Genomic DNA, 23,515 nt, shown 5'->3' on the forward strand with positions numbered 1-23,515 from the left:
CCTCCCCAGGGCCGGCGCCCGTCAATCCAGCAGGACCTCGATAATCGGTGGCCAGATCAGCAACACCGACAGCGCGAGGATCTGGATGCAGATGAACGGCAGGAATCCCTTGAAGATGTCCGTTAGACTGATGTGCGGCGGGCAGACCGATTTCAGATAGAACGCCGCCGGCCCGAACGGTGGTGACAGGAAGCTGACCTGCATGTTCATACAGAACAGGACCCCGAACCATACCGACAGGTTCCGCGGCTCGACATGACCCAGAATGCCGATCTCCTCGATCGGCAGGCGCTGCACGATGGGCAGGAAGACCGGGATGATCAGAAGCACGATGCCGACCCAATCCATGAAGGCGCCCATGAACAGCAGGATGAGCATCATCACCAGCAGGATGCCCATCGTCGGAAGGTCCGCCGACACGATCAGGTTCGCGACATAGGTCGGGCCGCCGGCGATGGTGTAGGCGCCGGCCAGTGCCGCCGCCCCGATCGTGACCCAGATGATCGTGCCGGTCGATTTCAGCGTGCGCATCAGGCTGTCCCAGACCAGCTCCACGCTGGCCTCGCCCCGGAAAGCCGAGATGATGAAGACCGCCGTGACGCCCATGGCCGCCGCCTCGGTGATGCCCGAAATGCCGCCGTAGATCGAACCCATGACCACGCCGATCACGACGATGGGCGCGACCAGGCCCTTGCCCATGTTCCATCCGCGTCTGGCACGGTGCGCTTTGAACACCAGGAGGATCAGCGCGAGGAAGATCGCCACCGCGATGCCGAAGATCCACAGGTGGACGGGTTCGCCGTAGCGGATCGGATCGACCCCTTCGATCACGGCGTTCTGGCCGGTCACGGTGAAGAACAGTGCCCTGAGGAACAGCGCCGTGCCGAAGCCGCAGACCAGGATCGAGAAGAACGCACCGAACAGCATCGCCTTTTCGCGCGTGGGCGGATCATCGGGGCCGGGTGCGGGCAGGGGAGCCAGCGACGGGTTCAGCTGCGTCCGGATGATGATGTAGATGATGATGAACGACGCCAGCATGAAGCCGGGCACGAAGGCCGCGGTGAACAAGGCCTTGATCGACGTCTCGGTGATGAGGCCGAAGATGATGAGCACGATGGACGGCGGGATCATCGTGCCGAGGGAGCCCGACGCGCAGATGGTGCCGATCGCGAGATTCTGGTCATAGCCGAGGCGCAGCATCTGGGGCAGGGCGATCAGACCCAGCAGGACGACCTCGCCGCCGATGATGCCCGACATCGCCGCCATGATGACCGCCATGATCGAGGTGACGATGGCGATGCCGCCCCGCGTGCGCGAAAGCCAGACGTTGAGCGAGGAATACATGTCCTTCGCGATGCCCGAACGCTCCAGCAGCGCCGCCATGAAGATGAACAGCGGGATCGAGATCAGGACGTAATCCGTCAGCAGGCCGTATATCTTCTGCGCGAGGATGTTCAGGGGGCCGGTGCCGAAGCGGCCCGTCAGAATGCCTTCGCCGAACTCCCACGGGGCGGTCAGCAGGTTCGGCTCGAACTTCATGACCAGGACCAGAACGGCCAGCACCGCCGAGGCCATGCCCAGCGGCATTCCGATCGCCAGGAGGAGCATCAGCCCGATCAGCAGGACCAGTGAGATCGTTCCAACGTCCATCTGCTTTCCTTCCCGTACGCGCCCGGGCGCCTAGTCCGACCCGATCTGGCGGCGCAGGCGCTCCAGCTCTTCCTGGTCGATATCGTCCGCGGCGGTGTGGATCACCGGCTCGGCGTTCCAGTCGCGGATCAGGTTGGCCACCGCCTGGATCGCCACCAGCGTCACGACGAGCAGGATCATCGGCTTCAGCGTCGCGGGGATCGGCGGATCGAAGGCGGTGCCGAACGTCTCCCATCGCAGGAATTTCTGGCTGGCCTCGCCCCAGGCACCGTAGAAAAGCGCAAAGGCGAAGAGGCAGATCAGCAGCGTCGAGATCGTGTCGCAGAGCCGCTGCACCGCGCGTGGCATCATGTCGTAGAGGATGAAGATCCGGATATGGCTGCGCTGCTGCATCGCATAGAGCCCTGCCAGCACGAACACGAACCCGGCCAGCCAGAGCGACATCTCGTTGGCCCAGATCGTCGGCTTCTCGAAGACGTAGCGGGCAAGCACCTCATAGACCATCACGGATACGAGGATCACGATCAGCAGCATCGTGACCCGGCCGATGAAGACCGAGATGCGGTCGAATATGCCCCAGTCCTCCCATTCGGCCGGGGCGCGGCGAACTGTCATGACGCCGAGGACGAAGAACACGACGACGCCCAGCACCGACAGCCAATCGAGGATATTGATGCTGCCGTAGCGGCGGGCCAGCGCGTCGACCGCGGGCCCGGCCTCGCGGAAGAACATCAGGAAGGCTGGGCCGTTCCAAGTCATCCAGGCGAAGCAGATGGTGAAGGCGAGGGGGACCAGGATTTCGAGCGGGCCAGGCTTGTAGACGACCGGTCCGGCATCCCCTGCGGTCTCGATGGGCGTGGTGCTGCTCTCGGCCATGTCGGACCTCCCCTCGTGCGGGCGGGATCGACCCGTTTGCCCGCTTGCATCGGCGCGGCCCCCGCGGAGGCCGCGCCTTGTCGGTCACTCGCTGGAGACGAGGCCGAGCTGCGTCAGGTAACCCAGATGCGACTCGACCAAGGCCTCGGCTTCGGGCGTGGTCGCGAACTCGGGCCAGGTGGCCTGCGCCGCGTCGCGGAAGGCCTGACGGTCCTCCGGCGACCATTCGTGCAGGGTCACGCCTTCCTCGGCCAGTTGCGCGGCGGCTTCGGCGTTCTTCTTCTCGAAGGTCAGCGCGGTGCGCAGGGCCAGGCTCTCCATCGCCGTCGACATGATCTCGCGGTGATGCTCGGGCATGCCGTCCCAGACCGCCTTGTTACATGCCAGATGGTCCGACGGCATCGAGTGGAAGCCCGGGAAGTTGGTGAACTTGCCGATGTCGTAAAGGCCGAGGCCCACGTTGTTGGCCAGCCCCGATGCGTCGGCGCCGTCGATGATCCCGGTCTCCAGCGCGGTGAAGATCTCGGTGAAGTCCATCACGATGGGCGTCGCGCCCAGCTTCTCGAAGATCTTCGTCTCCATCCCCGGGGGCGAGCGGAACTTCCAGTCCTTCAGGTCGTCGATCCCCGCGATCGGCTTGGTCGAGGCCAGGCTTTCCTGCCCGTAGACCCACCAGCCGACAAGCTGCATGTCATAGGCGTTGTACAGCTCCTGCGCGTCTTCCAGGCCGCCACCGTAATAGAGCCACGAAAGCTGCTGATACGGGGTGTCGTAGCCGCCCATGATGTCGCCCACGAACTGGAAGGCCGGGTTCTTGCCGGTCTGATAGCCGCCGCCCGTCATGTCGCAGTCGAGGATGCCGGTCGCGGCGGCGTCGAAGGTCTCGACCGACTTGACGACGGAAGACGAAAAGAACGGCTCGATCGTGATTTCGCCATTCGACATGGTCTGGACCTTGTCGAAGAATTCCTGCGCCAGCCGTCCGGATTCGGTCTCGGGCGCGTAGTGCGTCTGAATGCGCAGCGTGGTCTGCTGCGCCATCGCAGCCGTGGCGGTCAGCGCGGTCGTGGCGGCAAGCGCCAGCGTAAGTGGTTTCATGATGTCCTCCCGTTATCGATGGAACCGCCCCCGGACCCCTTGCGGGGGCCTCCCTCGGAGGGGTGCACGGGAAGCCTAACGTCGGAATCCGGCAGCGCAAACAAAAAATGAAAATCGCTGGACAGTTCATATTTTCGCGGAATATCAAAATTCCAGGGAGGCGATTCCATGGCCGAGATCCGGATTGGCACGCCTGACATATATATGGACCTTCAGCGCCGGCTGATGACCGCCGGGTTCGAGCCTGGCGACAAGCTGAAGCCATCGCTCCTGCAGCACGAATACGGTTGTTCCGCCAACACGGTGCGCGACGTGCTGCTGCAATTGTCCAAGGTCGGCCTGGTCGAGTTCGAGATCCAGCGCGGGTTCCGCGCCCGCCGCGTTTCGCCCGAGCGGCGCGCGGACGTGGCCCGTTTTCGCATCATCCTGGAGCAGGAGGGCGCCGTCGCCTCGATGCGCAACGGCGGCCTGGCATGGGAGGCGCGGCTGACGGCCAGCCACCATTCGCTCCTGCACATCGAAAGCCAGATCGCACGGTCCCCCGACCCGGCGCCGTTCATCGGCTTCTGGTCGGATGCCGAACGGGCGTTTCACGAAACGCTCATATCCGAATGCCGGATGCCGCTGCTGACCGAGACCTACGAGAGCGTCTACATGCAGTTCCGCCAGCAGCTCATTGGGCTGGAGAGGACGTTCTCGCCCGACTACTTCCACCCGATCATCAAGGAACATCAGACGATCGTTTCGGCCGCGCTGTCAGGCGACGAAGACCGTCTGCGGCAGGCCATCCACGATCACCAGAAGCGGCACCTGATATGAGCTTCGACCTACATCCCGTTGATATCCTTGAGTTCGAGATACAGCGCCGAATGATCCATTTCTCCGCCGTTCATCGCGTCACGCAGGCGTTTGAAGCGGTCGTTGATCGCCCTGACGGTGGGCAGGGTCAGGTCCAGGCCCGCAGCCTCACTCAGCACATTGTCCAGATCCTTGATCTGGAACTTCGTCAGCCCGCCCGGCACGAAGTCCCCCTCGGTCATCCGGCGCCCGTGCTGTTGCAGGATGGTGCTGTCGGCGAAGCCGCCCTTCAGCGCGTCGCGCACCGCCGCCGGATCCGCGCCGCCGCGCTCCAGCAGCAGCATGGCTTCGGCCACGGCGCCGATGGTGCAGGCCACGATCGCCTGGTTCGCCAGCTTCGACAGCTGCCCCGCGCCTACCGGCCCGACATGGACCGGCCGGCCCAGGGCCTGCAGGACCCGCTCGACCGCTGCGAAGGTCTCGGCGGTGCCGCCCGCCATGATGGCCAGCGTTCCGCCTTCCGCGCCCCTGGTGCCGCCCGAGACGGGTGCATCGACATAACCCATGCCCCGTGCCGCGAACCGCTCGCCATGCGCACGCGCCTCCGCCGGCTTGATCGACCCCATTTCCACCCAGACCGCGCCATCCGCGAAGGCGTCCATCGCCTGCCGCTGCACCGCGTCCGAGGCCGGGCCGTCCGACAGCATGGAGATCACGATCCCCGATCCGCGCACCGCCTCGGCGGGGTCGTCGGCCACGGTCGCGCCATGATCCGCCAGCGGCGCCGCCTTGTCGCGCGAGCGGTTCCACACCGTCAGATCATGCCCCGCCTTCAAAAGGTTGCGGGCCATGGGGCCGCCCATCAGGCCGGTCCCCAGCAGGGTGATCTTGGTCATCGTGCTCTCCATGTTTGCGCTCACGATAGAAACTCTCTAGCCAGCAGCACAACCGGGAGATTTCGATGACAGGACGTCTGACGGGCAAACGCGCCCTCATCACCGCGGCCGGGCAAGGCATCGGCCGGGCCACCGCCGAGATGTTCATCGCCGAGGGGGCCGAGGTTTTCGCGACCGACGTGGACACCGACCTCCTTCAGGGTCTCGACTGCGAAACCTACCAGATCGACGTTCGCGACGATGCGTCCGTGCAGGCGGGGGTCGAGCGGGCCTGCCCGACCGTCCTGTTCAACTGCGCGGGCTTCGTCCATCACGGCACCGTCGAGGATGCGAACGACGCGGATTGGGATTTCGGCTTCGACCTGAACGTGAAGTCGATGTTCCGCACCATGCGCGCCGCCCTGCCGATCATGCTGGATGCCGGGGGCGGATCGATCATCAACATGTCTTCGGCCTGTTCGTCGGTCATCGCCGCACCGAACCGGTTCATCTACGGCACGACCAAGGCGGCGGTGATCGGGCTGACGAAGTCGGTCGCGCTCGATTACGTCAAGCGCGGCATCCGCTGCAACGCGATCTGTCCGGGCACGGTCGAGAGCCCGTCCTGGCACGACAGGGTCGAGGCGCTCGGCCGGGAACTCGGCAGCAAGGAAAAGGCGCTGGATCAGTTCGTGTCGCGTCAGCCGATGGGTCGCGTGGCCACGGCGGCGGAGATCGCGGCACTGGTGACCTATCTCGCCTCCGACGAAAGCGCGTTCACGACAGGCCACCCGCACATCATCGACGGCGGCTGGTCCGGGCAATAGTACAAACGAAAGCAACATCCTGCGAGGCGAACTTCACATGACCAGGCTCCGCTCCCGTCTCTGGTTCGACAACCCCGAAAACCGCGAGATGACTGCCCTGTATCTGGAGCGGTACCTGAACTACGGCCTGACCCGCGAAGAGTTGCAGGGCAACAAGCCGATCATTGCCATCGCGCAGACCGGCAGCGACCTCAGCCCCTGCAACCGCCACCATATCGAACTGGCCAAGCGTGTCCGCGACGGGATCATCGCCGCCGGGGGCCTGCCGCTGGAAGTGCCGGTCCATCCGATCCAGGAGACGGGCAAGCGGCCGACGGCGTCGCTCGACCGCAACCTAGCCTACCTCAGCCTCGTCGAGACTTTGAACGGCTATCCGCTGGACGGGGTCGTCCTGATGATCGGCTGCGACAAGACCACGCCCGCGCTGCTGATGGCGGCGGCGACGGTCAACATCCCGGCCATCGCGCTGTCGGTCGGGCCGATGCTGAACGGCTGGTTCAAGGGGGTACGCACCGGCTCGGGCACCATTGTCTGGAAGGCGCGCGAGATGCATGCGGCAGGCGAGATCGACGATGCCGGCTTCATGGAGATCGTCGCCAGTTCCACCCCTTCGGTCGGCTATTGCAATACGATGGGCACGGCCACGACGATGAATAGCCTCGCCGAGGCGCTCGGCATGCAACTGCCCGGCGCGGCAGCCATTCCGGCGCCGTATCGGCAGCGGGGGCATGTCAGCTATCACACGGGTCAGCGCATCGTGGAGATGGTGCACGAGGACCTGAAGCCGTCTGACATCATGACCCGCGCCGCGTTCGAGAACGCCATCGTGGTGAACTCCGCCATCGGCGGATCGACCAATGCGCCGATCCACCTGAACGCCATCGCCCGGCATCTGGGCGTGCCGCTCGACAACGACGACTGGCAGACCCTCGGACATCACATTCCGCTTTTGGTGAACCTGCAGCCGGCGGGGGCGTACCTGGGCGAGGATTACTTCCATGCCGGTGGCGTCCCGGCGGTCACGGGTCAGTTGATCGCTGCGGGCCTTCTGCCGCACCCGGAGGCCCCAACGGTCAACGGCAAGACGATGGCCGAGAATTGCGAGGGGCAGGTTAGCCAACTGCCCGACGTGATCAAGCCGATCGACGCGCCGATGCTGAACGATGCCGGGTTCCTGAACCTGAAGGGCAACCTCTTCGACAGCGCGATCATGAAGACCAGCGTGATCTCGAAGGAGTTTCGCGACCGCTACCTGTCGAACCCCGACGACCCCGAGGCGTTCGAGGGGCGCGCCGTGGTCTTCGATGGCCCGGAGGACTACCACGCGAAGATCGACGATGAAACGTTCGAAATAGATGAGGATTGCATCCTCATCATGCGCGGCGCGGGGCCGATCGGCTATCCCGGCGCGGCCGAGGTCGTGAACATGCGTCCCCCCTCCTACCTACTCAAGCGCGACATCCATGCGTTGCCCTGCATCGGCGATGGCCGCCAGTCGGGCACGTCCGGCAGCCCGTCGATCCTGAACGCCTCGCCCGAGGCAGCGGCGGGGGGCGGCCTTGCCCTCGTGGCGACCGGCGACCGGATCCGCATCGACCTGCGCAAGGGCACCGCGGACATGCTGGTCGACGACGATACGTTGGCGGACCGTCGCCGCGCCCTGCCGCCGCATCCGTTCACGCCCGACAGCCAGACGCCCTGGCAGGAGATCTTCCGCGAACGCGTCGGTCCCTTGTCTGAGGGAATGACCTTGCGGGGTGCGGATGCCTATCGCGGCACGGCGCAGAAGGGTGTCGCCCGTGACAATCACTGATCCTTCCGGCCCCCGCAGGTCGCCATATGTCGATCCTGTTAAATGGCTCGCCACGATCATCCAGTTGATCGGCTACGGCCTGACGGGGCTGGGCATCACACCCTGGAATATCTGGGCCTTTTTCGTTGGCATCATTCTGTGGTTCGCCGTCGGAGTGATGTGGAAGGACAAGGCGATTATGGTCGTCCATCTCGGGGCTTTCGCCTCGCTGATGGGGGGCTACCTGACTGCCAGCTGAGCGATCTAGATAGGAGATACGATATGAAACTCTGCCGCTTCGGCGAACCGGGGGCCGAGAAGCCCGGTCTGATCGACCACAACGGCGACTTGCGCGACCTGTCCGCCGAGGTCGAAGACATCGCGCATGAGGTCCTGTCCGACAAGTCGCTGGACATCCTGTCCAAGCTGGACCCGATGGCTCTGCCCAAGGTCGAGGGGCCGGTGCGCTACGGGCCCTGCGTCAGCGGCGTCGGCAAGTTCATGTGCATCGGCCTGAATTATTCCGACCACGCCGCCGAGACGGGCGCCGACATCCCCGAGCATCCGATCCTATTCATGAAGGCCACCAGCGCGATCGTGGGCCCGAATGACGATATCGTGATGCCCCGCAACTCCGAACATACGGATTGGGAAGTTGAGCTGGGCGTGGTGATCGGAACGGCCTGCAAATACGTGTCGGAGGCGGAGGCCCTGAATCACGTCGCCGGCTATTGCGTCATCAACGACGTGTCCGAGCGGCATTTCCAGACCAAGCTGACCGGCCAGTGGACCAAGGGAAAATCCTGCGACACGTTCGGCCCTATCGGCCCCTGGCTCGTCACCCGGGACGAGGTCGGCGATCCGCAGGACCTGTCGATGTCGCTGGACGTGAACGGCAAGCGGATGCAGACCGGCAACACGAATACGATGATCTTCACCGTCGCGCAATGCATCAGCCACCTGAGCCAGATGATGACCCTGCATCCGGGCGACGTCATCTCGACCGGCACGCCTCCGGGCGTGGGCATGGGGATCAAGCCCGATCCGGTCTATCTGAAATCCGGCGACGTCGTCGAACTGACGATCGAGGGTCTGGGCGCCCAGCGGCAGGAGGTTCGCGCCGATGGCTAAGGTCAAGCTCCTCCAGATCGGAGAGATCACCGACCGGATGCGCGACGCATTGTCCGACGCGTTCGAGATCGACGTGCTGTTCGACCGCGACGACCGCTCCGCTTTCCTCGCGGAACATGGCGCGGATTATCCCGCGATCCTGACGAACGGCCATTGGGGCGTGCCAGAGGATGTCGCCGCCGCCACGCCGAACCTCAAGGTCGTGTCGTCCTATGGGGTGGGTTACGACGCCATCGACGCCGATGCCTTCGCGGATCGGGGCATCAAGGTTGCGCATACGCCCGACGTTCTGAACGACGAGGTGGCGAACACCTTCGTCATGCTCTGGCTCGCCGTCTCGCGCGAATTGATCCCCTCCGACCGGCATGCCCGCTCGGGAAACTGGGAGAAGGACGGGAACTATCCGTTGACGCGCTCGGTCCAGAACCGGCGCGTGGGCATACTGGGCCTCGGCCGGATCGGGCAGACGATCGCCGACCGATGCGCCGCCTTCGACGCCGAGATCCATTATCACTCACGTTCGAAGAAGGATGTGCCCTACACTTATCACGACAGCGCGGTTTCGCTGGCCCAGGCGGTGGAGGTACTCGTCGCGATCACGCCGGGCGGGCCCGAAACGCATCACCTCGTGAACGCGGAAGTGCTGTCGGCGCTCGGCTCGGACGGGCTGTTCTTCAATGTCGCGCGCGGGTCGGTCGTGGACGAGGCGGCCTTGGTGAGGGCCTTGCAGGATGGCAACATCGCGGGCGCCGGTCTCGACGTGTTCGACGAGGAACCCAAGATACCGGATGCGCTGAAGTCGATGGACAACGTCGTGCTGACGCCGCATGTTGCCTCGGCCACGCACGAGACGCGGCAGGCGATGGGCGACCTCGTCGTCGCGAACTTGAAGCAGTGGCTGGACGACGGGTCCGTCAAGACGCCGGTGCCCGAATGTCGGCATCTCTGATCCGGTCGGTCGAGGCGCGTCTGTTCGACGTTCCGCTGGATGAGGTTCTGGTCGACGCCAAGCATGGCGATCACACGCATTTCCAGCTGGTGACCTGCACTATCGGGACCGAGGACGGCATTTTCGGAACCGGCTATACCTATACCGGCGGCAAGGGCGGCACCGCGATCCTGGCCATGATCCGCGACGATCTGGCCCACATGCTGACCGGCCGCGCGGTCGATCCCGAGGCGCTGCACGACGCGATGCAATGGCACGTCCATTACGTTGCGCGCGGCGGCGTGGCGAGCTTTGCCATCTCGGCCGTGGACATCGCGCTCTGGGATATTCGCGGCAAGGCCACGGGCCAGTCCCTCCTGCAGATGGCCGGGGGGGCGTCCGATCGGTGCGGGGCCTATTGCGGCGGGATCGACCTGGGTTTCGATCTGCCCAAACTGTTGAAATCGGTCGAAGGCTACTTGGAATGCGGCTTTGATGGCGTGAAGATCAAGGTCGGACGCCCCGATCCCTCCGACGATCAGGCCCGCGCCAAGGCCGTGCGCGATCTGATCGGGCCGGATCGCGCCTTCATGGTCGATGCGAACTACGCCTTGACCGAGGCACAGGCGATCGAGGCCGCGCGCGGCTTCATGGAGCAGGACATCCTCTGGTTCGAGGAGCCGATCATTCCCGACGACTATGCCGGCTATGCCCGTATCCGCGAGGCGACCGGCTGTCCGCTGGCCATGGGCGAGAACCTGCATACCGAGCACGAGTTCGGCTACGCCCTGGCGCAATCCAAGCTGGCTTTCCTGCAGCCCGACGCATCGAATTGCGGCGGCATCACCGGATGGCTCCGGGCCGCTTCCATGTCGCAGGCCGCGGGGCTGCCGGTCTGTTCGCACGGAATGCAGGAACTGCATGTGAGCCTGGTATCGGCCCAGCCGAACCCCGGCCTGATCGAGGTGCACAGCTTTCCCATCGATCGATACACGACCCGGCCATTGGTGGTGGAGGATGCGAAGGCCGTGGCGCCCGACGTGCCGGGAACCGGCGTCGTGTTCGACTGGGATAGGCTGGCACCCTACGCGCGCGGCTGACGGGGTCAGGCGGCGTGGGGCATCGCGGCGATCCGCCCGGCCAGATGCGCGACACGCTGTTCGACCTCGGGCGGGACGAGGCCGGGCCGGGGGGCGTCTCGGATCGTGGTGAACCAATGGTCCGGCGGATTTCGCCCGCGCGAATTGCCGTCGAAGCGGAGCGCGCGCAGCACGGCCTCTGCCTCCGTCGGCAGGCGATCGGGTATCGTCTGCCCCGACAGGATCGCCCAGTTGCCCGACCAGAGCCGCCCGACCGACCAGGGATTGTAGCCGCCACCCCCCAGCAGCAGGAACCGCGGGGCCATCGGCATAAGTGCCGCCAGAACTTCGAAATGAGCGTTGTTCGACGCGGCCAGGCGCGACAGCGGATCTTCCTCCACCGCGTCGGCCCCGCATTGCAGGACGATGGCATCCGGCGCGAACCGCGCGACGGCCGGACGGACCAGCCTGTCGCGGGCCAACGCGAACGCCGCGTCCGCCGCGCCCCGCGGCAAAGGCAGGTTGAAGACCTGCCCGATGCCGCCATCGGTCACCGCGCCCGTGAAGGGCCAGCGCCGCTCCTCATGCGTCGAGATCAGAAGTACGTCCGGATCGTGGGCGAAGGCATGTTCGACCCCGTCCATGTGGTGCGCGTCGATATCGACATAGGCGATCCGCCGGGCGCCGTTGCGGCGCAGCGACAGGATTCCCAGCACCGCATCGTTGAGATAGCAAAACCCGCTCGCCCGGTCGGGCATGCCGTGATGCGTGCCCCCGCCCGGGTTGTGGACGCGTCCGCCGCCGGCCAGCAATTCCCCCGCGAGGAGGGAGGCACCGGCCCCGGTGGCGGGGCGGCGGAACATCTCGGGAAAGATCGGATTGGCATGCGTGCCCAATCCGTGGCGGCTTCGCGTGTCCGGGTCGACGGCGCCTTCGCCCTCGGCGCGCTGCAGCGCGCGGATGTAGGCGGGCGTGTGCCATGCCGTCAGCGCGGCTGCCTTTGCCCGGGGCGAGACGCGGAACCGATCCGCCGGCAGCCAGCCCAGCGCGCGCGTCAGGTCCAGCACCGTGGAGACGCGCGGCACGCGCAGCGGGTGCCAGCCGCCATAGCTCGAACCCCGATAGATCTCCGACCCGAAAAGCGTGATCACAGGGGCCGGCACGGCTTGGCGAAGGGGCGACGGCCCAGCAGGGAGCGGCGGTGCTGCATGGCGCATAGGCTAGCCGGCAATCGGTGCGCATCAAGGCTTGGTACGCTTGCGTGGGCGGCGAAAGCGCCTAGATTGTCTTCTCCGACAAGGGCTCACGATCCATGATCCGCTATTCGCTCAAATGCACGGAAGGCCACGCATTCGAAGCCTGGTTCCCATCGGCGGACGCCTATGACGGCCTGCGGGAACGGGGGCTGGTGTCCTGCGCGGTCTGTGGATCAATTGAGGTCGAGAAGGCCGTGATGGCCCCCCGGGTCGGCGGCCTGTCGGAGCCTGCGACGGCGGTGGAGGCCAAGATCGCCGCACTACGCCGCAAGGTGGAGGCGGAGGCGACCTATGTCGGCGGACGCTTCGCCGAGGAGGCCCGTGCGATCCACCAAAGCGAGACACCGGATCGCGCGATCTATGGCGAGGCGAATGCCGCCGAGGTGCGCGGCTTGCTGGCCGACGGCGTGCCCGTCGCGCCCCTGCCGTTCCGCCCCAAGACCAAGGCGAACTGATGCGGGCCTTGGTCACCGGCGCGTCGCGGGGCATCGGCGCCGCGCTGCTGGTCGAGGGCCGGTCGCGCGGACACGAGGTCTTGGGCACGATCCGCAGGGGCGACGGGACCGTCCTGGACGTCACCTGCGCCGATGCACAGGCACGTGCGGCCAAGGAGGTGGGCCCCCTCGATCTTCTGGTCTGCAACGCCGGTGTCTATCTGGACCGGGGCAAGGATCTGATGTCGCTGACGCATGACGACCTGCGGGACACGTTCGCGGCGAATGTCACCGGTGTCGTGCTGACGGTGCAGGCGCAGCTGCGGAACCTGCACGCGGGCGGTCGGATCGCCATCATCGCGTCGCAGATGGGCTCGTCCGCGCGGGCGGGCGGCAACGCCTTCGCCTATCGCGCCTCCAAGGCGGCGGTGGCCAATCTCGGCGCGAACCTCGCCCTTGCGTTGCAGGGTCACGGCATCGCGGTGGGCACGTATCATCCCGGCTGGGTGCGAACCGATATGGGCGGATCCGCCGCGAACCTGTCGGCCGACCGCGCCGCCGGCGATCTCTGGGACAGGTTCGAGGCGCTGGACCTCGCGCGGTCCGGCTGCTTTGAAAGTCACGATGGCCAGACGATCCCCTATTGAAATGTCGCGACGCGCATTGCTGGCAGCGGGCGTTCTGTCGCTGGCCCGGCCCGCCTGGGGGCGGGATGCGTTGGTCGTCTTCGCCGCCGTCAGTCTCAAGCCCGCCTTGGATCGGATCGCGCATGCGTTCGCGCAGACCCCGGTTACGGTCAGCTATGGCGGCAGCGGTACGCTGGCGCGGCAGGTTGCGGCCGGCGCCCCTGCCGATGTCGTGGTCCTGGCGGCGACCGACTGGATGGATTGGCTGGCCGGGCAGGGGGTTCTGGCCGGGCCGCCGCGCACCGTCGCAACCAACCGCCTGGTCCTGGCCGGGCCGCCCGGTGCGGAACCCTTGGCACTGCAAGTCGACGCGATGCTGGAACGTCTGGCCGGGGGACGGTTCGCGATGGGCGACCCGATGTCGGTTCCGGCGGGGCGGTACGGCCAGCAGGCGTTGGAGACGTTGGGCCTGTGGCCCGCCCTGGCGCCCCGCGCCCTGATGGCCGAGAACGTGCGCGCGGCCCTGGCCTATGTCGCGCGCGGCGACGTGCCCTTGGGTCTGGTCTACGCATCGGATGCGCGCGGCACGGGGGTCGAGATTGCCGCATCGATCCCGGCACGCGCCCACGCCCGGATCACGTATCCCGGCGCAACCACGCGCGGGGCCGCGGCCACGGCGGGGGCGTTCCTTGATCATCTGGTCGCCGCGCGCGATCTCTTCGCCGCGCATGGATTTGCCGAGGACGCGGCGTGATAGAATTGCCGCCCGAGGCGTGGCAGGCGCTGCGCCTCTCGCTTCGCGTCGCGCTGGTCGCGACGATCCTGTCGCTGCCCTTGGCGGTCTGGGTGGCGCATCTGCTGGCGCGCGGGCGGTTTCGTGGCCGTGGGCTTCTGGATGCGGCGGTGCATCTGCCGCTCGTCCTGCCGCCGGTGGTGACGGGCTACGCGCTCTTGCTGCTGTTCTCGCGCGCGGGGCCGGTCGGCGGCCTGCTGGAGCCGCTGGGCCTCGGCATTGCATTTCGCTGGACCGGCGCCGCGCTCGCCGCCGCGATCATGGCGTTCCCCCTGGTCGTTCGGTCCATCCGCCTGGCGTTCGAGGCCGTCGACCCCGGGCTGGAGGAGGCCGCGGCCACGCTGGGTGCGTCCCGCTTCCGGGTCTGGCGGACGGTAACGCTGCCGCTGGCCCTGCCGGGCATCCTGGCGGGGACAACGCTGGGGTTCGCCAAAGCCTTCGGCGAGTTCGGCGCGACGATCACCTTCGTCGCCTCGATCCCCGGCGAGACGCGGACCTTGCCCGCCGCGATCTATGCGTTCCTGCAGGTCCCCGGCGAGGCACCCGGCCTGCGCGGGCTGGTCCTGATCGCCGTCGCCGTCGCGGTGGGTGCCGTGCTCGCGTCGAACTGGCTGGCGCCCCGCCTAGCTGCCCGTGTCGCGGGACGCTGAGGTGCTGGACCTCCGTATCAGGCGTCGGGCGGGCCCGTTCGCGCTGGACATCGCGCTGACGGCGGGGGCGGGGGTCACGGCCGTCTTCGGCCCCTCGGGCGCGGGGAAGACGACGCTGGCGCGTTGCGTGGCGGGCCTGACCCGACCCGACGAAGGACGGATCGCGCTGAATGGCCGGGTCCTGTTCGACGCGCGGACGAACGTGCCGGCGCATCGCCGGGGCGTCGGATATGTCTTTCAGGAACCGCGCCTGTTTCCCCATCTCGACGTTCTCGGCAACCTTCTCTACGGCGCGGACCGCGGGGCCGATCCGCGCGCGGTGGCGGAGATGCTGGGCATCGGCGGATTGCTGGATCGGCGCGTCGCGGGACTTTCGGGGGGCGAGGCGGCGCGCATCGGCATCGGCCGTGCCCTGCTGCGGCAGCCGGATATCCTCGTGCTGGACGAACCGCTGGCTTCGCTGGACCTGCCCCGGCGCGACCGCATCCTGCCCTGGTTGGAGGGTTTGCGCGATGCGGGCATGCCGATCCTCTATATTTCCCATGCGATCGAGGAGGTGGCGCGGTTGGCCGACACGCTGATCGTGCTGCGCGACGGACAGGTCGCCCGCACGGGATCGGTCGATGACGTCCTGTCCGATCCCGCCACGGCGGCCTTGATCGGCCCGGGGCAGGCCGGCGCCGTGTTGACGGGGCGGGTCACCGGCCTCGCGGATGGGCTGGCGGCCGTGGCCACGCCGGCCGGGGTCCTGCACGTCGCCGGCGCGGGGCCGATGGGTACGACCGCCCGGGTCCGCATCCGTACGTCCGACGTAATCGTCGCGACCGAGGCGCCGCGCGGCATCTCGGCGCTCAACGTGCTGCCGGCGCGGGTCGAGGCGGTGCAGGAGGGACAGGGCCCCGGCGTCATGCTGCGATTGTCGGTGGGTGAGGGGGCGTTGCTGGCACGATTGACGCGTCGGTCCTTCGATGGGCTGGGCCTCGCCCCCGGATCGCGGGTCTGGGCCATCGTCAAGACGAGCACGGTCGCACGTGCCGATGTCGGCGGGTCCGGCGGGACGTAGGGCGCCGATCGTCACCCGCGACTTTTGTTGATGTCGTGCAGTGCGCGCCGCAGCCGATCCTCCAGGTCGCGCCGTTCGGCGGGGGTCAGGAACGCCCCGATCTCCACCTCGCGCGGGCCGCCTTGCAGCGTCAGGTAGTCCTCGACCTGGCCGACCTTGTCATGCCGCTTGATGCGCACCCAATACGGGTTGGCTTGCCATTCCCGCCGAAGGCCAGGCGCCTCCTCGCGGACGAGGCGCGCGACGTCGTCCTTCAACGTAAAGGTCTCGACTATATCGCGGTCGCGCCAGTTCCGCTGAACCGCGAGCCAGAGCAGCGCAAGCGCCCCCATCGCGAACGGCAGCACACCCCAGAGGACGGCCGTCCCAAGCAGGCCGACCAACGGGATGCAGAGCATCGCGAAGGTGGCGCCGATGACCCAGACGAAACCGGTGCCCGTCAGCGACTGGTGCGGCCAGAGCTCCACCGCGAACGCGAAGGCCCCGGACGATGCCGGGGCCCCCTGATGATCTGTCAGCACCCGGAAGGGCATCAGTGATGGGGATGCCGATCCCACATCTCGCGGGTCGGAAGCTCCTCGAAGGTGTGCTCCGGCGGCGGGTTGGGAAGCGTCCATTCCAGCGTGTCCGCATGCTCGCCCCAGTAGGCCGGGTCGGCAACCTTGCGGCCGGCGAAGATGGTATAGAACACGACCCCGATGAAGAACAGGAACGAGGCGAAGGACAGGAACGCGCCCCAGCTCGACACCTGGTTCCAGAGCGCGAAGGCGTCCGGATAGTCGATATAGCGGCGCGGCATGCCCTGACGGCCCAGGAAGTGCTGCGGGAAGAAGGTCAGGTTCGCGCCGATGAAGAACGCCCAGAAATGCAGCTTGCCCGCCCATTCCGGGTACTGGCGTCCCGACATCTTGCCGATCCAGTAGTAGATGCCCGCAAAGATGCCGAATACGGCGCCCAGCGACATCACGTAGTGGAAGTGCGCCACGACGTAGTAGGTGTCGTGATAGGCCCGGTCGATGCCCGCCTGCGACAGGACGATGCCGGTGACGCCGCCCACGGTGAACAGGAAGATGAACCCGATCGCGAACAGCATCGGTGTCTTGAAGCTGATCGAGCCGCCCCACATCGTGGCGATCCAGCTGAAGATCTTCACACCCGTGGGCACGGCGATGATCATCGTGGCCACCATGAAGTAGGCCTGCTGCGTCAGGCTCATGCCGACCGTGTACATGTGGTGCGCCCACACGACGAAGCCGAGGCCCCCGATCGCCACCATGGCATAAACCATGGGCAGATAGCCGAAGATCGGCTTCTTGGAGAATGTGGACACGATATGCGATACGATGCCGAAGGCCGGCAGGACGACGATGTAGACCTCCGGATGGCCGAAGAACCACAGGATGTGCTGATAGAGCACCGGGTCCCCGCCGCCGGCCGGGTCGAAGAAGGTCGTGCCGAAATTGCGGTCCGTCAGCAGCATGGTGATGGCGCCGGCCAGGACGGGCAGGGCCAACAGGATCAGCCACGCGGTCACGAAGATCGACCAGGCGAACAGCGGCACCTTGTGCAGCGTCATGCCAGGCGCGCGCATGTTCAGGAATGTCGTGATGATGTTGATCGCGCCCAGGATGGACGACGCGCCCGAGACGTGTACCGCAAAGATCGCGATGTCGGTCGAGAAGCCCTGTTCCGTCGTCGAAAGCGGCGGATAGAGGACCCAGCCGATGCCCGAGCCGGTCTGCCCGTTGCCGCCCGGAACGAAGACCGACAGGACGGCCAGCGACGTGCCGGCCACGAACAGCCAGAACGACAGGTTGTTGAGGCGCGGGAACGCCATATCCGGCGCACCGATATGCAGCGGCATGAAGTAGTTGCCGAACCCGCCGAAGAGCGCCGGGATGACCACGAAGAACATCATCAGTATGCCGTGGCCCGTGACCAGCACATTCCAGAGGTGGCCGTTCGGCGTACACTCGCCCGCCGCGGCCGGCAGGAGCCGGGCACCCTCCAGACACATGAACTGGACGCCGGGGTCCATCAGTTCCATCCGCATGTAGACGGTGAAGGCGACCGAGATGAACCCGGCAAAACCCGACACCAGCAGGTACAGGATGCCGATGTCCTTGTGATTGGTGGACATGAACCAGCGCGTGAAGAAGCCGGGCTTCTCGTGATGGTCGTGTCCGGTGACTGCGGCGTCTGCCATGCGATCGCCCTCCGTGACGGGTTGCTCGAATCTGTGAACGCGCGTGAACCGCCCGTTTCGCCCGGGTTTAGCGGGGTGAACCAGCCGGGGCAACGGCACATGGCCGCGCATTTCGACGCATCGACCGCCCCGAAGCGGGTGTCGCGCTAGCGGCCCGGCGCGCCCGACCCGAAAGGCGAGGTTCGCCGCAGGGCCGCATCCAGATCGCCGATCGTGACCGGCAGGCCCAGATCCACCAGCGAGGTGACGCCATGCCCCGCGATACCGCAGGGGACGATGCCGTCGAAATGGGACAGGTCGGGCTCCACGTTGATGCTGATGCCGTGGAAGCTGACCCATTTCGACAGCCGGATGCCGATGGCGGCGATCTTGTCCTCGCGCGGGGTGCCGTCGGGCAGGGGCGGCAGGTCGGGCCGGGCGATCCAGACGCCCACGCGACCGTTCCGGATCTCGCCGCGCAGGCCGAATTCGGCCAGGGCCGCGATGACCCAGCGCTCCAGTGTCACGATGAAGGCGCGTATGTCGCGGCCGCGCGCGGCGACGTCCAGCATCACGTAGATCACCCGCTGCCCCGGCCCGTGATAGGTGTATTGTCCGCCGCGCCGGGCCTCGAACACGTCGAAGCGGTCCGGGTCCTTCAGGTCCGCCGGGTCGGCCGAGGTGCCGGCCGTGTAGAGTGGCGGATGCTCCAGCAGCCAGATCGCCTCGTTCGCATCGCCGGCACGGATAGCGGCGACCCGCGCCTCCATTTCGGCCAGGGCGACGGGATAGGGGACGGGCATGTCCGACGTGATCCACTCGGGGTGCATGGATCGCGGCTTAGGCGTCGGGCGCGGCGGGGGCAAGCGGGTGAAAAAACCCTCTTTCCTTTCCGCACGACCGTCGCTATCCCCGCGCCACGCCGAATGGGCTTTGCGGTCGTGGCGGAATTGGTAGACGCGCAGCGTTGAGGTCGCTGTGGGGTAACACCCGTGGAAGTTCGAGTCTTCTCGACCGCACCAGGCCACCCGGTCGAACGGACGCCGCCCCGACGGGGCGGCGTTCTTCGTTTGCGGGGGATGCCGTCGCCCTCGGGACGCGACCGGCTCAGGCCGTGCGCGCGCCCCAGCGGCGCCAGGCCGGGCGCGTGTCCGTAAGCTTGATCTCGCCGTGACGCTCCGACCCCAGGCGCAGCGTCGCCTCGCGCAGCACCTCGATTCCGGCATTCGCGTCGCGGGGCAGCGCGGCGCCGTCCAGCGGGCGACCGAAGGTGATGTGATAGGGTTGGACGTCCTTGTTCAGCGTTTCGTGGAACAGGGTGATGTCACGCAGCGTCGGATGGATCGCGTCGAACGCATAGAACATCGCCGAATTGCGGGCCCGGATATGGACCGGGATCACCGGCAGTTCAAACTTTCGCGCGATCATCGCGGCGCTGGCCATCCACGGACGTTCGTGCAAACGCAGGCCACGGCGCTTTGCCAGGCGCCCGGACGGGAAGATCACGCCGAGGCGCCCGCGATCCAGCGCCTTCCGCGTCAGCTGCATCGTCTCGCGCGTCTTGGTGACCGTGCGTCTCGACTCGCGCCACTCGACGGGCACGATGATTTCTTCGAACTGCGGCAGCACACGCAGGATGTCGCTGTTGGCGTAATAGAACGCGTCTGCACGCCGCTGTCTCAGGAGGTCGTGGAGAATGATCCCGTCCGCGATCCCCGTCGGATGATTCGCCACCAGAAGCGCCGGTCCGCCGACCGGCACGTTCTCAAGTCCCGTGGCGCTGACCCGGCGGGCGATGCGGCGCGCAAGGTCCGCCATGATCGTCGGCACGTCCAGATCGACGTAGTGCGTCCCGATCTCGACCGAGCGTTCATAGGCGAGCAGCCGATCCAGGACCAGCCGCGCACCCCTGGCGGCAAATGTGGGGCGGAAGAGCCAGGGGGCCCGTTCCGCGATCATGGGGTCGAGACGGTCGCGCATGGCGCTTCCTCATCAGTCCAGCATGTCGAAGACGTGAATCTCCGACCTCAATGCCGCAGATATAGGTGGATTTTGGGCAAATCCATCAGCAATCGTCCGCGAACCCGCCTCGGCAGGTCAGCGCCCACCGGACACGTCGAGGACCGTGTCCGTGACATAGGAGGCCTGATCGCCCAGCAGCCACAGGATCGCGTGCGCCACCTCTTCGGCGGTGCCGGCACGCCCCATCGGCACGGTCGGGCCCAGGCGGTCGATCCGGTCGGGCTGCCCGCCCTTGGCGTGGATGTCGGTCGCGATGATGCCCGGCCGCACGGCGTTCACCCGGATGCCACGCGGCGCCAGTTCCTGCGCCAGCCCTTTCGAGAACACTTCCAACCCGCCCTTCGTCGCGGCGTAGTCGACATATTGCCCCGGGCTTCCGAACCGTGCCGCAGCCGATGAGATGTTCACGATCGCCCCGCCCCGGGCCATGCGGGCGGCGGCCCCGGCGGCGACCAAAATCGGGGCGGTCAGGTTGATGGCGACCATGCGCGCCACGCGGTCGGCGGTAAAGTCGACAACGGGCGCCGCGGCATCGACCACGCCCGCGTTGTTGATCAGACCGTCCAGCCGGTCGTGGTCGCGATCGAACGCCGCGAACAGGTCCTCGACATGGGCGGGGTCCGACAAGTCGGCGCGGATCGTGGTGACGCGGGCGCCGGCCCGCCGCGCCTGCGCGGCGACGTCCTCGATGCCGGTGGCGTTCGCGTTCCAGTGCAGTGCCAGATCATGATCCGGCGCCGCCATCAGGGCGGTGGCCGCCCCGATGCCCGACGATGCGCCGGTGATCAGTAAGGTCCGACGGGTCATGGCAGCATGCGCCCCACCATCTCGTCCAGATCACGGCTGAGTCCTTCGGTTCCAGCCATCCGCTTCAGCTCCGTCTCGATCAGCGCCTGGCGGTCGGCGTCGTAGCGCCGCCATGTGTCGAACGCCTGCGACAGGCGCGCGGCGGTCTGTGGGTTGACCGGGTCGAGTGCGAGCAGATGGCGGGCCAGAAAGGCGTAGCCCGCGCCGCTGGGGTTGTGGAATCCGGCCGGGTTGCCCGCGGCCAGCGCGCCGACCACCGCGCGAAAGCGATTGGGGTTCGACGCATCGAAATCCGGGTGGCGCACCAGACGCTCGGCCACGGCGACGGCATCGCGGGGTGCGGCGTGGATCACCTGCGCGGTGAACCACTTGTCCATCACGAGGCGGTCGTGCTTCCAGTCTGCCTCGAATGCGGCGGCGATCTCGTCGTCGTTCGCCTCCAGCAGGCAGGCGAAGGCCGCCATCCGATCGGTCATGTTGTCCGCCGCGGCGTAGGCCGCGCGCGCCGCCTCGCCTCCGTCGATCAGGGTCCGCAGGCCCAGCAGACGCCCGGACAGCGCGCGCTTGCCCGCATCTTCCGCGCAGGGGTCGTAGGGCCCGGGCGTTGTGCAGGCGGCGCGCAGGTCGGACATTGCCGGTGAAAGCCGCTCGGCGATGGCAAGCTGCGCCGACCGCCGCATGGCATAGATCCGGTCGGGGTCGGGCACGACGCCCGCGACATGCAGCGAACCGGCCAGATCCTCCTCGGACGGCAGGGCCAGGGCCAGCGCGCGGAACGCCGGCGCGGCCGTGTCGTCGGTGGCCAGTGTCGCGACGGCGTCCAGCCACGCGTCGTCGAAAGGCGCGTCCTGGGTCAGCGCGCGCATCAGCCTGTCCTTCGCCAGCGCGCGCCCCGCTTCCCACCGCGCGAAGGGATCGGTGTCATGCGCCAGCAGCGTCAGGCGGTCCGCGTCGGATTGCTCGAACCCCAGGATCACCGGCGCCGAGAAGCCGCGCAGGATCGACAGGACCGGCCGTGCGGGCAGGTCGAAGGACAGGCTGTCGGTGACCTTCGTCAACGCATGCACTTCGGTCGCCCGGATTTCGGCCCCGCTTGCATCCAGCAGCCCGAAAGCCAGCGGGATGACCATCGGCGCCCTGTCCGTCTGTCCCGGTGTGTCCGGCACGTGCTGTGCCAGTTCGATGCGATAGGTCGATCCGTCCCAATGCTCCTCGACCTTCACGCGGGGCGTGCCGGCCTGGCTGTACCACAGCTTGAACTGCGACAGGTCGCGGCCCGTCGCCTCCTCGAAGCAGCGCAGCCAATCCTCGATCGTGGCCGCGTCGCCGTCATGCCGCTGAAAATAGAGCGCGACGCCCGCGTCGTAGCCTTCTGCCCCGACAAACGTGCGCAGCATTCCGATGACCTCGGCGCCCTTTTCGTAGATGGTGGAGGTATAGAAGTTGTTGATCTCGACGAAGCTCTCGGGCCGGACGGGATGCGCGAGCGGTCCCGCATCCTCGCGGAACTGCCTTGCGCGCAGGGCCATCACATCGCCGATCCGCTGAACGGCGGCCCCGCGTTCGTCCTGGCTGAACTGCTGGTCGCGGAAGACGGTCAGCCCTTCCTTCAGGCAAAGCTGGAACCAATCGCGACAGGTGATCCGGTTGCCGGTCCAGTTGTGGAAATACTCATGCGCCACGATCCGCTCGATATTGGCGTAATCGGCGTCCGTCGCCGTTTCCGGCGAGGCCAGGACGTAGCGGGAATTGAATATGTTCAGCCCCTTGTTTTCCATCGCGCCCATGTTGAAGTCGTCGACGGCGACGATGTTGAACACCGAGAGGTCATAGGCGCGGCCATAGACCCGCTCGTCCCACGCCATCGACCGCTTCAAACTGTCCATCGCATAGGCCGTCCGCCCCTCGTCGCCCGGCCTGACCCAGATGTTCAGCGCCACCTCTCGCCCCTCCATCGTGGTGAAGCTGTCCGATGTCGCCACCAGGTTTCCGGCCACGAGTGCGAAGAGATAGGTCGGCTTGGGCCAGGGGTCGTGCCACCGGCCTTGGCCGACCTCGTCCCCGTTGGACAGCAGGACGGGCAGGTCGGCGTCGATCTCGACGTCATAGGTCGCCATCACGTCGGGCCGGTCGAGCATCCAGGTGATGCGGCGAAAGCCTTCGGCTTCGCATTGGGTGCAGTACATGCCGTTCGACATGTAGAGGCCGGACAGCGCCTTGTTGGTCTCGGGCGCGATCGTCACCTCGGTTTCAAGAAGGAATGCGTCGGGTGTCTCGTGCAAAGTCAGCGTGTCGCCATCGAGCGTGTAGGCATCCGCCCCCAGCGGCGTCCCGTCGATGGCGAGCGAGACGGTTTCCAGATCCTCGCCGTTCAGCACCATGGCGCCGGGTCCGCGCCGCTCGCAGGTCAGGCGTGCCTGCACGCGCGTCGCCAGCGGATCCAAGCGGAAATGCAGGTCGACATGGGTGACGGTCACCGGAACCGGGGCGTAATCCTTCAGATGGACGCTCTGGTCCTGGCCGGGGGTGGCATCGCGCATTCGGGAAACTCCTCTGTCGGGCGCAAGCTAGGGGCGCTAGGCTGCGGCCGCCACCCCCGCAGGCGGGATCGCGGAAGGTCGAGGC

The 23,515-nt window shown here is 66.8% G+C and carries 23 protein-coding genes and 1 tRNA gene; 13 read left to right on the forward strand and 11 right to left on the reverse strand.

Annotated features, from left to right (window positions below; translation table 11 throughout):
- Positions 1-21: 21 nt before the first annotated feature.
- From MWU52_RS01835 to MWU52_RS01845, 3 genes are all read right to left on the reverse strand, one after another.
- Positions 22-1,650, reverse strand: a complete 1,629-nt coding sequence (locus MWU52_RS01835; protein ID WP_246948701.1) for a TRAP transporter large permease subunit — start codon at positions 1,648-1,650, stop codon at positions 22-24.
- A gap of 30 nt (positions 1,651-1,680) precedes the next feature.
- Complete coding sequence (locus tag MWU52_RS01840; RefSeq protein WP_246948702.1) at positions 1,681-2,526, reverse strand: TRAP transporter small permease subunit; 846 nt, start codon at positions 2,524-2,526, stop codon at positions 1,681-1,683.
- A gap of 84 nt (positions 2,527-2,610) precedes the next feature.
- Positions 2,611-3,624 (reverse strand): TRAP transporter substrate-binding protein, encoded by a 1,014-nt coding sequence (locus MWU52_RS01845; protein WP_246948703.1) that lies wholly within the window; start codon positions 3,622-3,624, stop codon positions 2,611-2,613.
- 204 nt (positions 3,625-3,828) lie between these two features.
- On the opposite strand from MWU52_RS01845, the gene MWU52_RS01850 reads away from it, so the two are divergent.
- Positions 3,829-4,443 (forward strand): GntR family transcriptional regulator, encoded by a 615-nt coding sequence (locus MWU52_RS01850; RefSeq protein ID WP_246948704.1) that lies wholly within the window; start codon positions 3,829-3,831, stop codon positions 4,441-4,443.
- Between the two features lie 8 nt (positions 4,444-4,451).
- Here MWU52_RS01850 and MWU52_RS01855 read toward each other — a convergent pair whose 3' ends face one another.
- On the reverse strand, positions 4,452-5,318 hold the full coding sequence (locus MWU52_RS01855; RefSeq protein WP_246948705.1) for an NAD(P)-dependent oxidoreductase: 867 nt from the start codon (positions 5,316-5,318) through the stop codon (positions 4,452-4,454).
- 65 nt (positions 5,319-5,383) lie between these two features.
- Between MWU52_RS01855 and MWU52_RS01860 the strand changes: the two genes are divergently transcribed.
- The 6 genes from MWU52_RS01860 to MWU52_RS01885 are packed head-to-tail and all read left to right on the forward strand — an operon-like array spanning position 5,384 to position 11,075.
- Entirely contained in the window at positions 5,384-6,124 is a 741-nt protein-coding gene (locus MWU52_RS01860; protein WP_246948706.1) for an SDR family oxidoreductase, read from the forward strand.
- Positions 6,125-6,161: 37 nt separating this feature from the next.
- Positions 6,162-7,937 (forward strand): IlvD/Edd family dehydratase, encoded by a 1,776-nt coding sequence (locus MWU52_RS01865; protein WP_246948707.1) that lies wholly within the window; start codon positions 6,162-6,164, stop codon positions 7,935-7,937.
- Positions 7,924-8,175, forward strand: coding sequence for a DUF6552 family protein (locus tag MWU52_RS01870; RefSeq protein ID WP_246948708.1), 252 nt, complete (start codon positions 7,924-7,926; stop codon positions 8,173-8,175). The genes MWU52_RS01865 and MWU52_RS01870 overlap by 14 nt, the downstream gene beginning before the upstream one ends.
- 23 nt (positions 8,176-8,198) lie before the next feature.
- Positions 8,199-9,047: a fumarylacetoacetate hydrolase family protein gene (locus MWU52_RS01875; protein WP_246948709.1), complete on the forward strand. Its 849-nt coding sequence runs from the start codon at positions 8,199-8,201 to the stop codon at positions 9,045-9,047.
- Positions 9,040-9,996 carry a 2-hydroxyacid dehydrogenase gene (locus MWU52_RS01880; protein WP_246948711.1) on the forward strand — a complete coding sequence of 319 codons (957 nt, stop codon included), beginning with the start codon at positions 9,040-9,042 and terminating at the stop codon, positions 9,994-9,996. The genes MWU52_RS01875 and MWU52_RS01880 overlap by 8 nt, the downstream gene beginning before the upstream one ends.
- The gene (locus MWU52_RS01885) at positions 9,981-11,075 is read left to right on the forward strand and encodes a mandelate racemase/muconate lactonizing enzyme family protein (RefSeq protein WP_246948713.1); all 1,095 of its coding nucleotides are present in this window, start codon (positions 9,981-9,983) and stop codon (positions 11,073-11,075) included. Before MWU52_RS01880 ends, MWU52_RS01885 begins: the two co-directional genes overlap by 16 nt.
- A 5-nt stretch (positions 11,076-11,080) precedes the next feature.
- Here MWU52_RS01885 and MWU52_RS01890 read toward each other — a convergent pair whose 3' ends face one another.
- Entirely contained in the window at positions 11,081-12,205 is a 1,125-nt protein-coding gene (locus MWU52_RS01890) for an acetoin utilization protein AcuC (RefSeq protein ID WP_246948714.1), read from the reverse strand.
- A 161-nt stretch (positions 12,206-12,366) separates the two neighbouring features.
- Between MWU52_RS01890 and MWU52_RS01895 the strand changes: the two genes are divergently transcribed.
- The 5 genes from MWU52_RS01895 to modC are packed head-to-tail and all read left to right on the forward strand — an operon-like array spanning position 12,367 to position 15,876.
- Positions 12,367-12,765, forward strand: coding sequence for a DUF1178 family protein (locus MWU52_RS01895; RefSeq protein WP_246948717.1), 399 nt, complete (start codon positions 12,367-12,369; stop codon positions 12,763-12,765).
- On the forward strand, positions 12,765-13,391 hold the full coding sequence (locus tag MWU52_RS01900) for an SDR family NAD(P)-dependent oxidoreductase (protein WP_246948719.1): 627 nt from the start codon (positions 12,765-12,767) through the stop codon (positions 13,389-13,391). The genes MWU52_RS01895 and MWU52_RS01900 overlap by 1 nt, the downstream gene beginning before the upstream one ends.
- Before the next feature lies 1 nt (position 13,392).
- On the forward strand, positions 13,393-14,124 hold the full coding sequence (gene modA, locus MWU52_RS01905; RefSeq protein ID WP_246948721.1) for a molybdate ABC transporter substrate-binding protein: 732 nt from the start codon (positions 13,393-13,395) through the stop codon (positions 14,122-14,124).
- Entirely contained in the window at positions 14,121-14,813 is a 693-nt protein-coding gene (gene modB / locus MWU52_RS01910; protein WP_246948722.1) for a molybdate ABC transporter permease subunit, read from the forward strand. Before modA ends, modB begins: the two co-directional genes overlap by 4 nt.
- A 1-nt stretch (position 14,814) precedes the next feature.
- Positions 14,815-15,876, forward strand: coding sequence for a molybdenum ABC transporter ATP-binding protein (gene modC / locus MWU52_RS01915; RefSeq protein ID WP_246948723.1), 1,062 nt, complete (start codon positions 14,815-14,817; stop codon positions 15,874-15,876).
- 11 nt (positions 15,877-15,887) lie between these two features.
- On the opposite strand, the gene MWU52_RS01920 is transcribed toward modC, so the two are convergent.
- The 3 genes from MWU52_RS01920 to lipB all read right to left on the reverse strand — a co-directional run bounded on the left by MWU52_RS01920 (position 15,888) and on the right by lipB (position 18,891).
- A complete protein-coding gene (locus tag MWU52_RS01920) occupies positions 15,888-16,409 on the reverse strand; it encodes a DUF2244 domain-containing protein (RefSeq protein WP_246948724.1) in 522 nt (173 codons plus the stop codon).
- Entirely contained in the window at positions 16,409-18,082 is a 1,674-nt protein-coding gene (gene ctaD, locus MWU52_RS01925) for a cytochrome c oxidase subunit I (RefSeq protein WP_246948726.1), read from the reverse strand. Before ctaD ends, MWU52_RS01920 begins: the two co-directional genes overlap by 1 nt.
- 146 nt (positions 18,083-18,228) lie before the next feature.
- Complete coding sequence (gene lipB / locus MWU52_RS01930) at positions 18,229-18,891, reverse strand: lipoyl(octanoyl) transferase LipB (protein ID WP_246948727.1); 663 nt, start codon at positions 18,889-18,891, stop codon at positions 18,229-18,231.
- Positions 18,892-18,996: 105 nt separating this feature from the next.
- On the opposite strand from lipB, the gene MWU52_RS01935 reads away from it, so the two are divergent.
- Positions 18,997-19,083, forward strand: a tRNA-Leu gene (locus MWU52_RS01935).
- A gap of 85 nt (positions 19,084-19,168) precedes the next feature.
- Here MWU52_RS01935 and MWU52_RS01940 read toward each other — a convergent pair.
- From MWU52_RS01940 to pepN, 3 genes are all read right to left on the reverse strand, one after another.
- Positions 19,169-20,041: a 1-acyl-sn-glycerol-3-phosphate acyltransferase gene (locus tag MWU52_RS01940; protein WP_246948730.1), complete on the reverse strand. Its 873-nt coding sequence runs from the start codon at positions 20,039-20,041 to the stop codon at positions 19,169-19,171.
- Between the two features lie 117 nt (positions 20,042-20,158).
- Positions 20,159-20,890: an SDR family oxidoreductase gene (locus MWU52_RS01945; RefSeq protein ID WP_246948732.1), complete on the reverse strand. Its 732-nt coding sequence runs from the start codon at positions 20,888-20,890 to the stop codon at positions 20,159-20,161.
- Entirely contained in the window at positions 20,887-23,430 is a 2,544-nt protein-coding gene (gene pepN, locus MWU52_RS01950) for an aminopeptidase N (RefSeq protein ID WP_246948734.1), read from the reverse strand. The genes MWU52_RS01945 and pepN overlap by 4 nt, the downstream gene beginning before the upstream one ends.
- Between the last annotated feature and the right edge of the window lie 85 nt (positions 23,431-23,515).

It is taken from the genome of Jannaschia sp. S6380, assembly GCF_023015695.1.
In the GTDB taxonomy this organism is placed as follows: domain Bacteria; phylum Pseudomonadota; class Alphaproteobacteria; order Rhodobacterales; family Rhodobacteraceae; genus Jannaschia.

Coding starts and splice junctions, on each gene's coding strand:
- MWU52_RS01850 (WP_246948704.1), top strand. CDS start 3,829: ATGGACCTTCAGCGCCGGCTGATGACCGCCGGGTTCGAGCCTGGCGAC.
- pepN (WP_246948734.1), bottom strand. CDS start 23,430: ATGCGCGATGCCACCCCCGGCCAGGACCAGAGCGTCCATCTGAAGGAT.
- modA (WP_246948721.1), top strand. CDS start 13,393: ATGTCGCGACGCGCATTGCTGGCAGCGGGCGTTCTGTCGCTGGCCCGG.
- MWU52_RS01840 (WP_246948702.1), bottom strand. CDS start 2,526: ATGGCCGAGAGCAGCACCACGCCCATCGAGACCGCAGGGGATGCCGGA.
- MWU52_RS01940 (WP_246948730.1), bottom strand. CDS start 20,041: ATGCGCGACCGTCTCGACCCCATGATCGCGGAACGGGCCCCCTGGCTC.
- MWU52_RS01865 (WP_246948707.1), top strand. CDS start 6,162: ATGACCAGGCTCCGCTCCCGTCTCTGGTTCGACAACCCCGAAAACCGC.
- MWU52_RS01885 (WP_246948713.1), top strand. CDS start 9,981: ATGTCGGCATCTCTGATCCGGTCGGTCGAGGCGCGTCTGTTCGACGTT.
- MWU52_RS01895 (WP_246948717.1), top strand. CDS start 12,367: ATGATCCGCTATTCGCTCAAATGCACGGAAGGCCACGCATTCGAAGCC.
- MWU52_RS01900 (WP_246948719.1), top strand. CDS start 12,765: ATGCGGGCCTTGGTCACCGGCGCGTCGCGGGGCATCGGCGCCGCGCTG.
- MWU52_RS01835 (WP_246948701.1), bottom strand. CDS start 1,650: ATGGACGTTGGAACGATCTCACTGGTCCTGCTGATCGGGCTGATGCTC.
- MWU52_RS01860 (WP_246948706.1), top strand. CDS start 5,384: ATGACAGGACGTCTGACGGGCAAACGCGCCCTCATCACCGCGGCCGGG.
- MWU52_RS01875 (WP_246948709.1), top strand. CDS start 8,199: ATGAAACTCTGCCGCTTCGGCGAACCGGGGGCCGAGAAGCCCGGTCTG.
- MWU52_RS01920 (WP_246948724.1), bottom strand. CDS start 16,409: ATGCCCTTCCGGGTGCTGACAGATCATCAGGGGGCCCCGGCATCGTCC.
- lipB (WP_246948727.1), bottom strand. CDS start 18,891: ATGCACCCCGAGTGGATCACGTCGGACATGCCCGTCCCCTATCCCGTC.
- MWU52_RS01880 (WP_246948711.1), top strand. CDS start 9,040: ATGGCTAAGGTCAAGCTCCTCCAGATCGGAGAGATCACCGACCGGATG.
- MWU52_RS01945 (WP_246948732.1), bottom strand. CDS start 20,890: ATGACCCGTCGGACCTTACTGATCACCGGCGCATCGTCGGGCATCGGG.
- MWU52_RS01845 (WP_246948703.1), bottom strand. CDS start 3,624: ATGAAACCACTTACGCTGGCGCTTGCCGCCACGACCGCGCTGACCGCC.
- MWU52_RS01855 (WP_246948705.1), bottom strand. CDS start 5,318: ATGACCAAGATCACCCTGCTGGGGACCGGCCTGATGGGCGGCCCCATG.
- ctaD (WP_246948726.1), bottom strand. CDS start 18,082: ATGGCAGACGCCGCAGTCACCGGACACGACCATCACGAGAAGCCCGGC.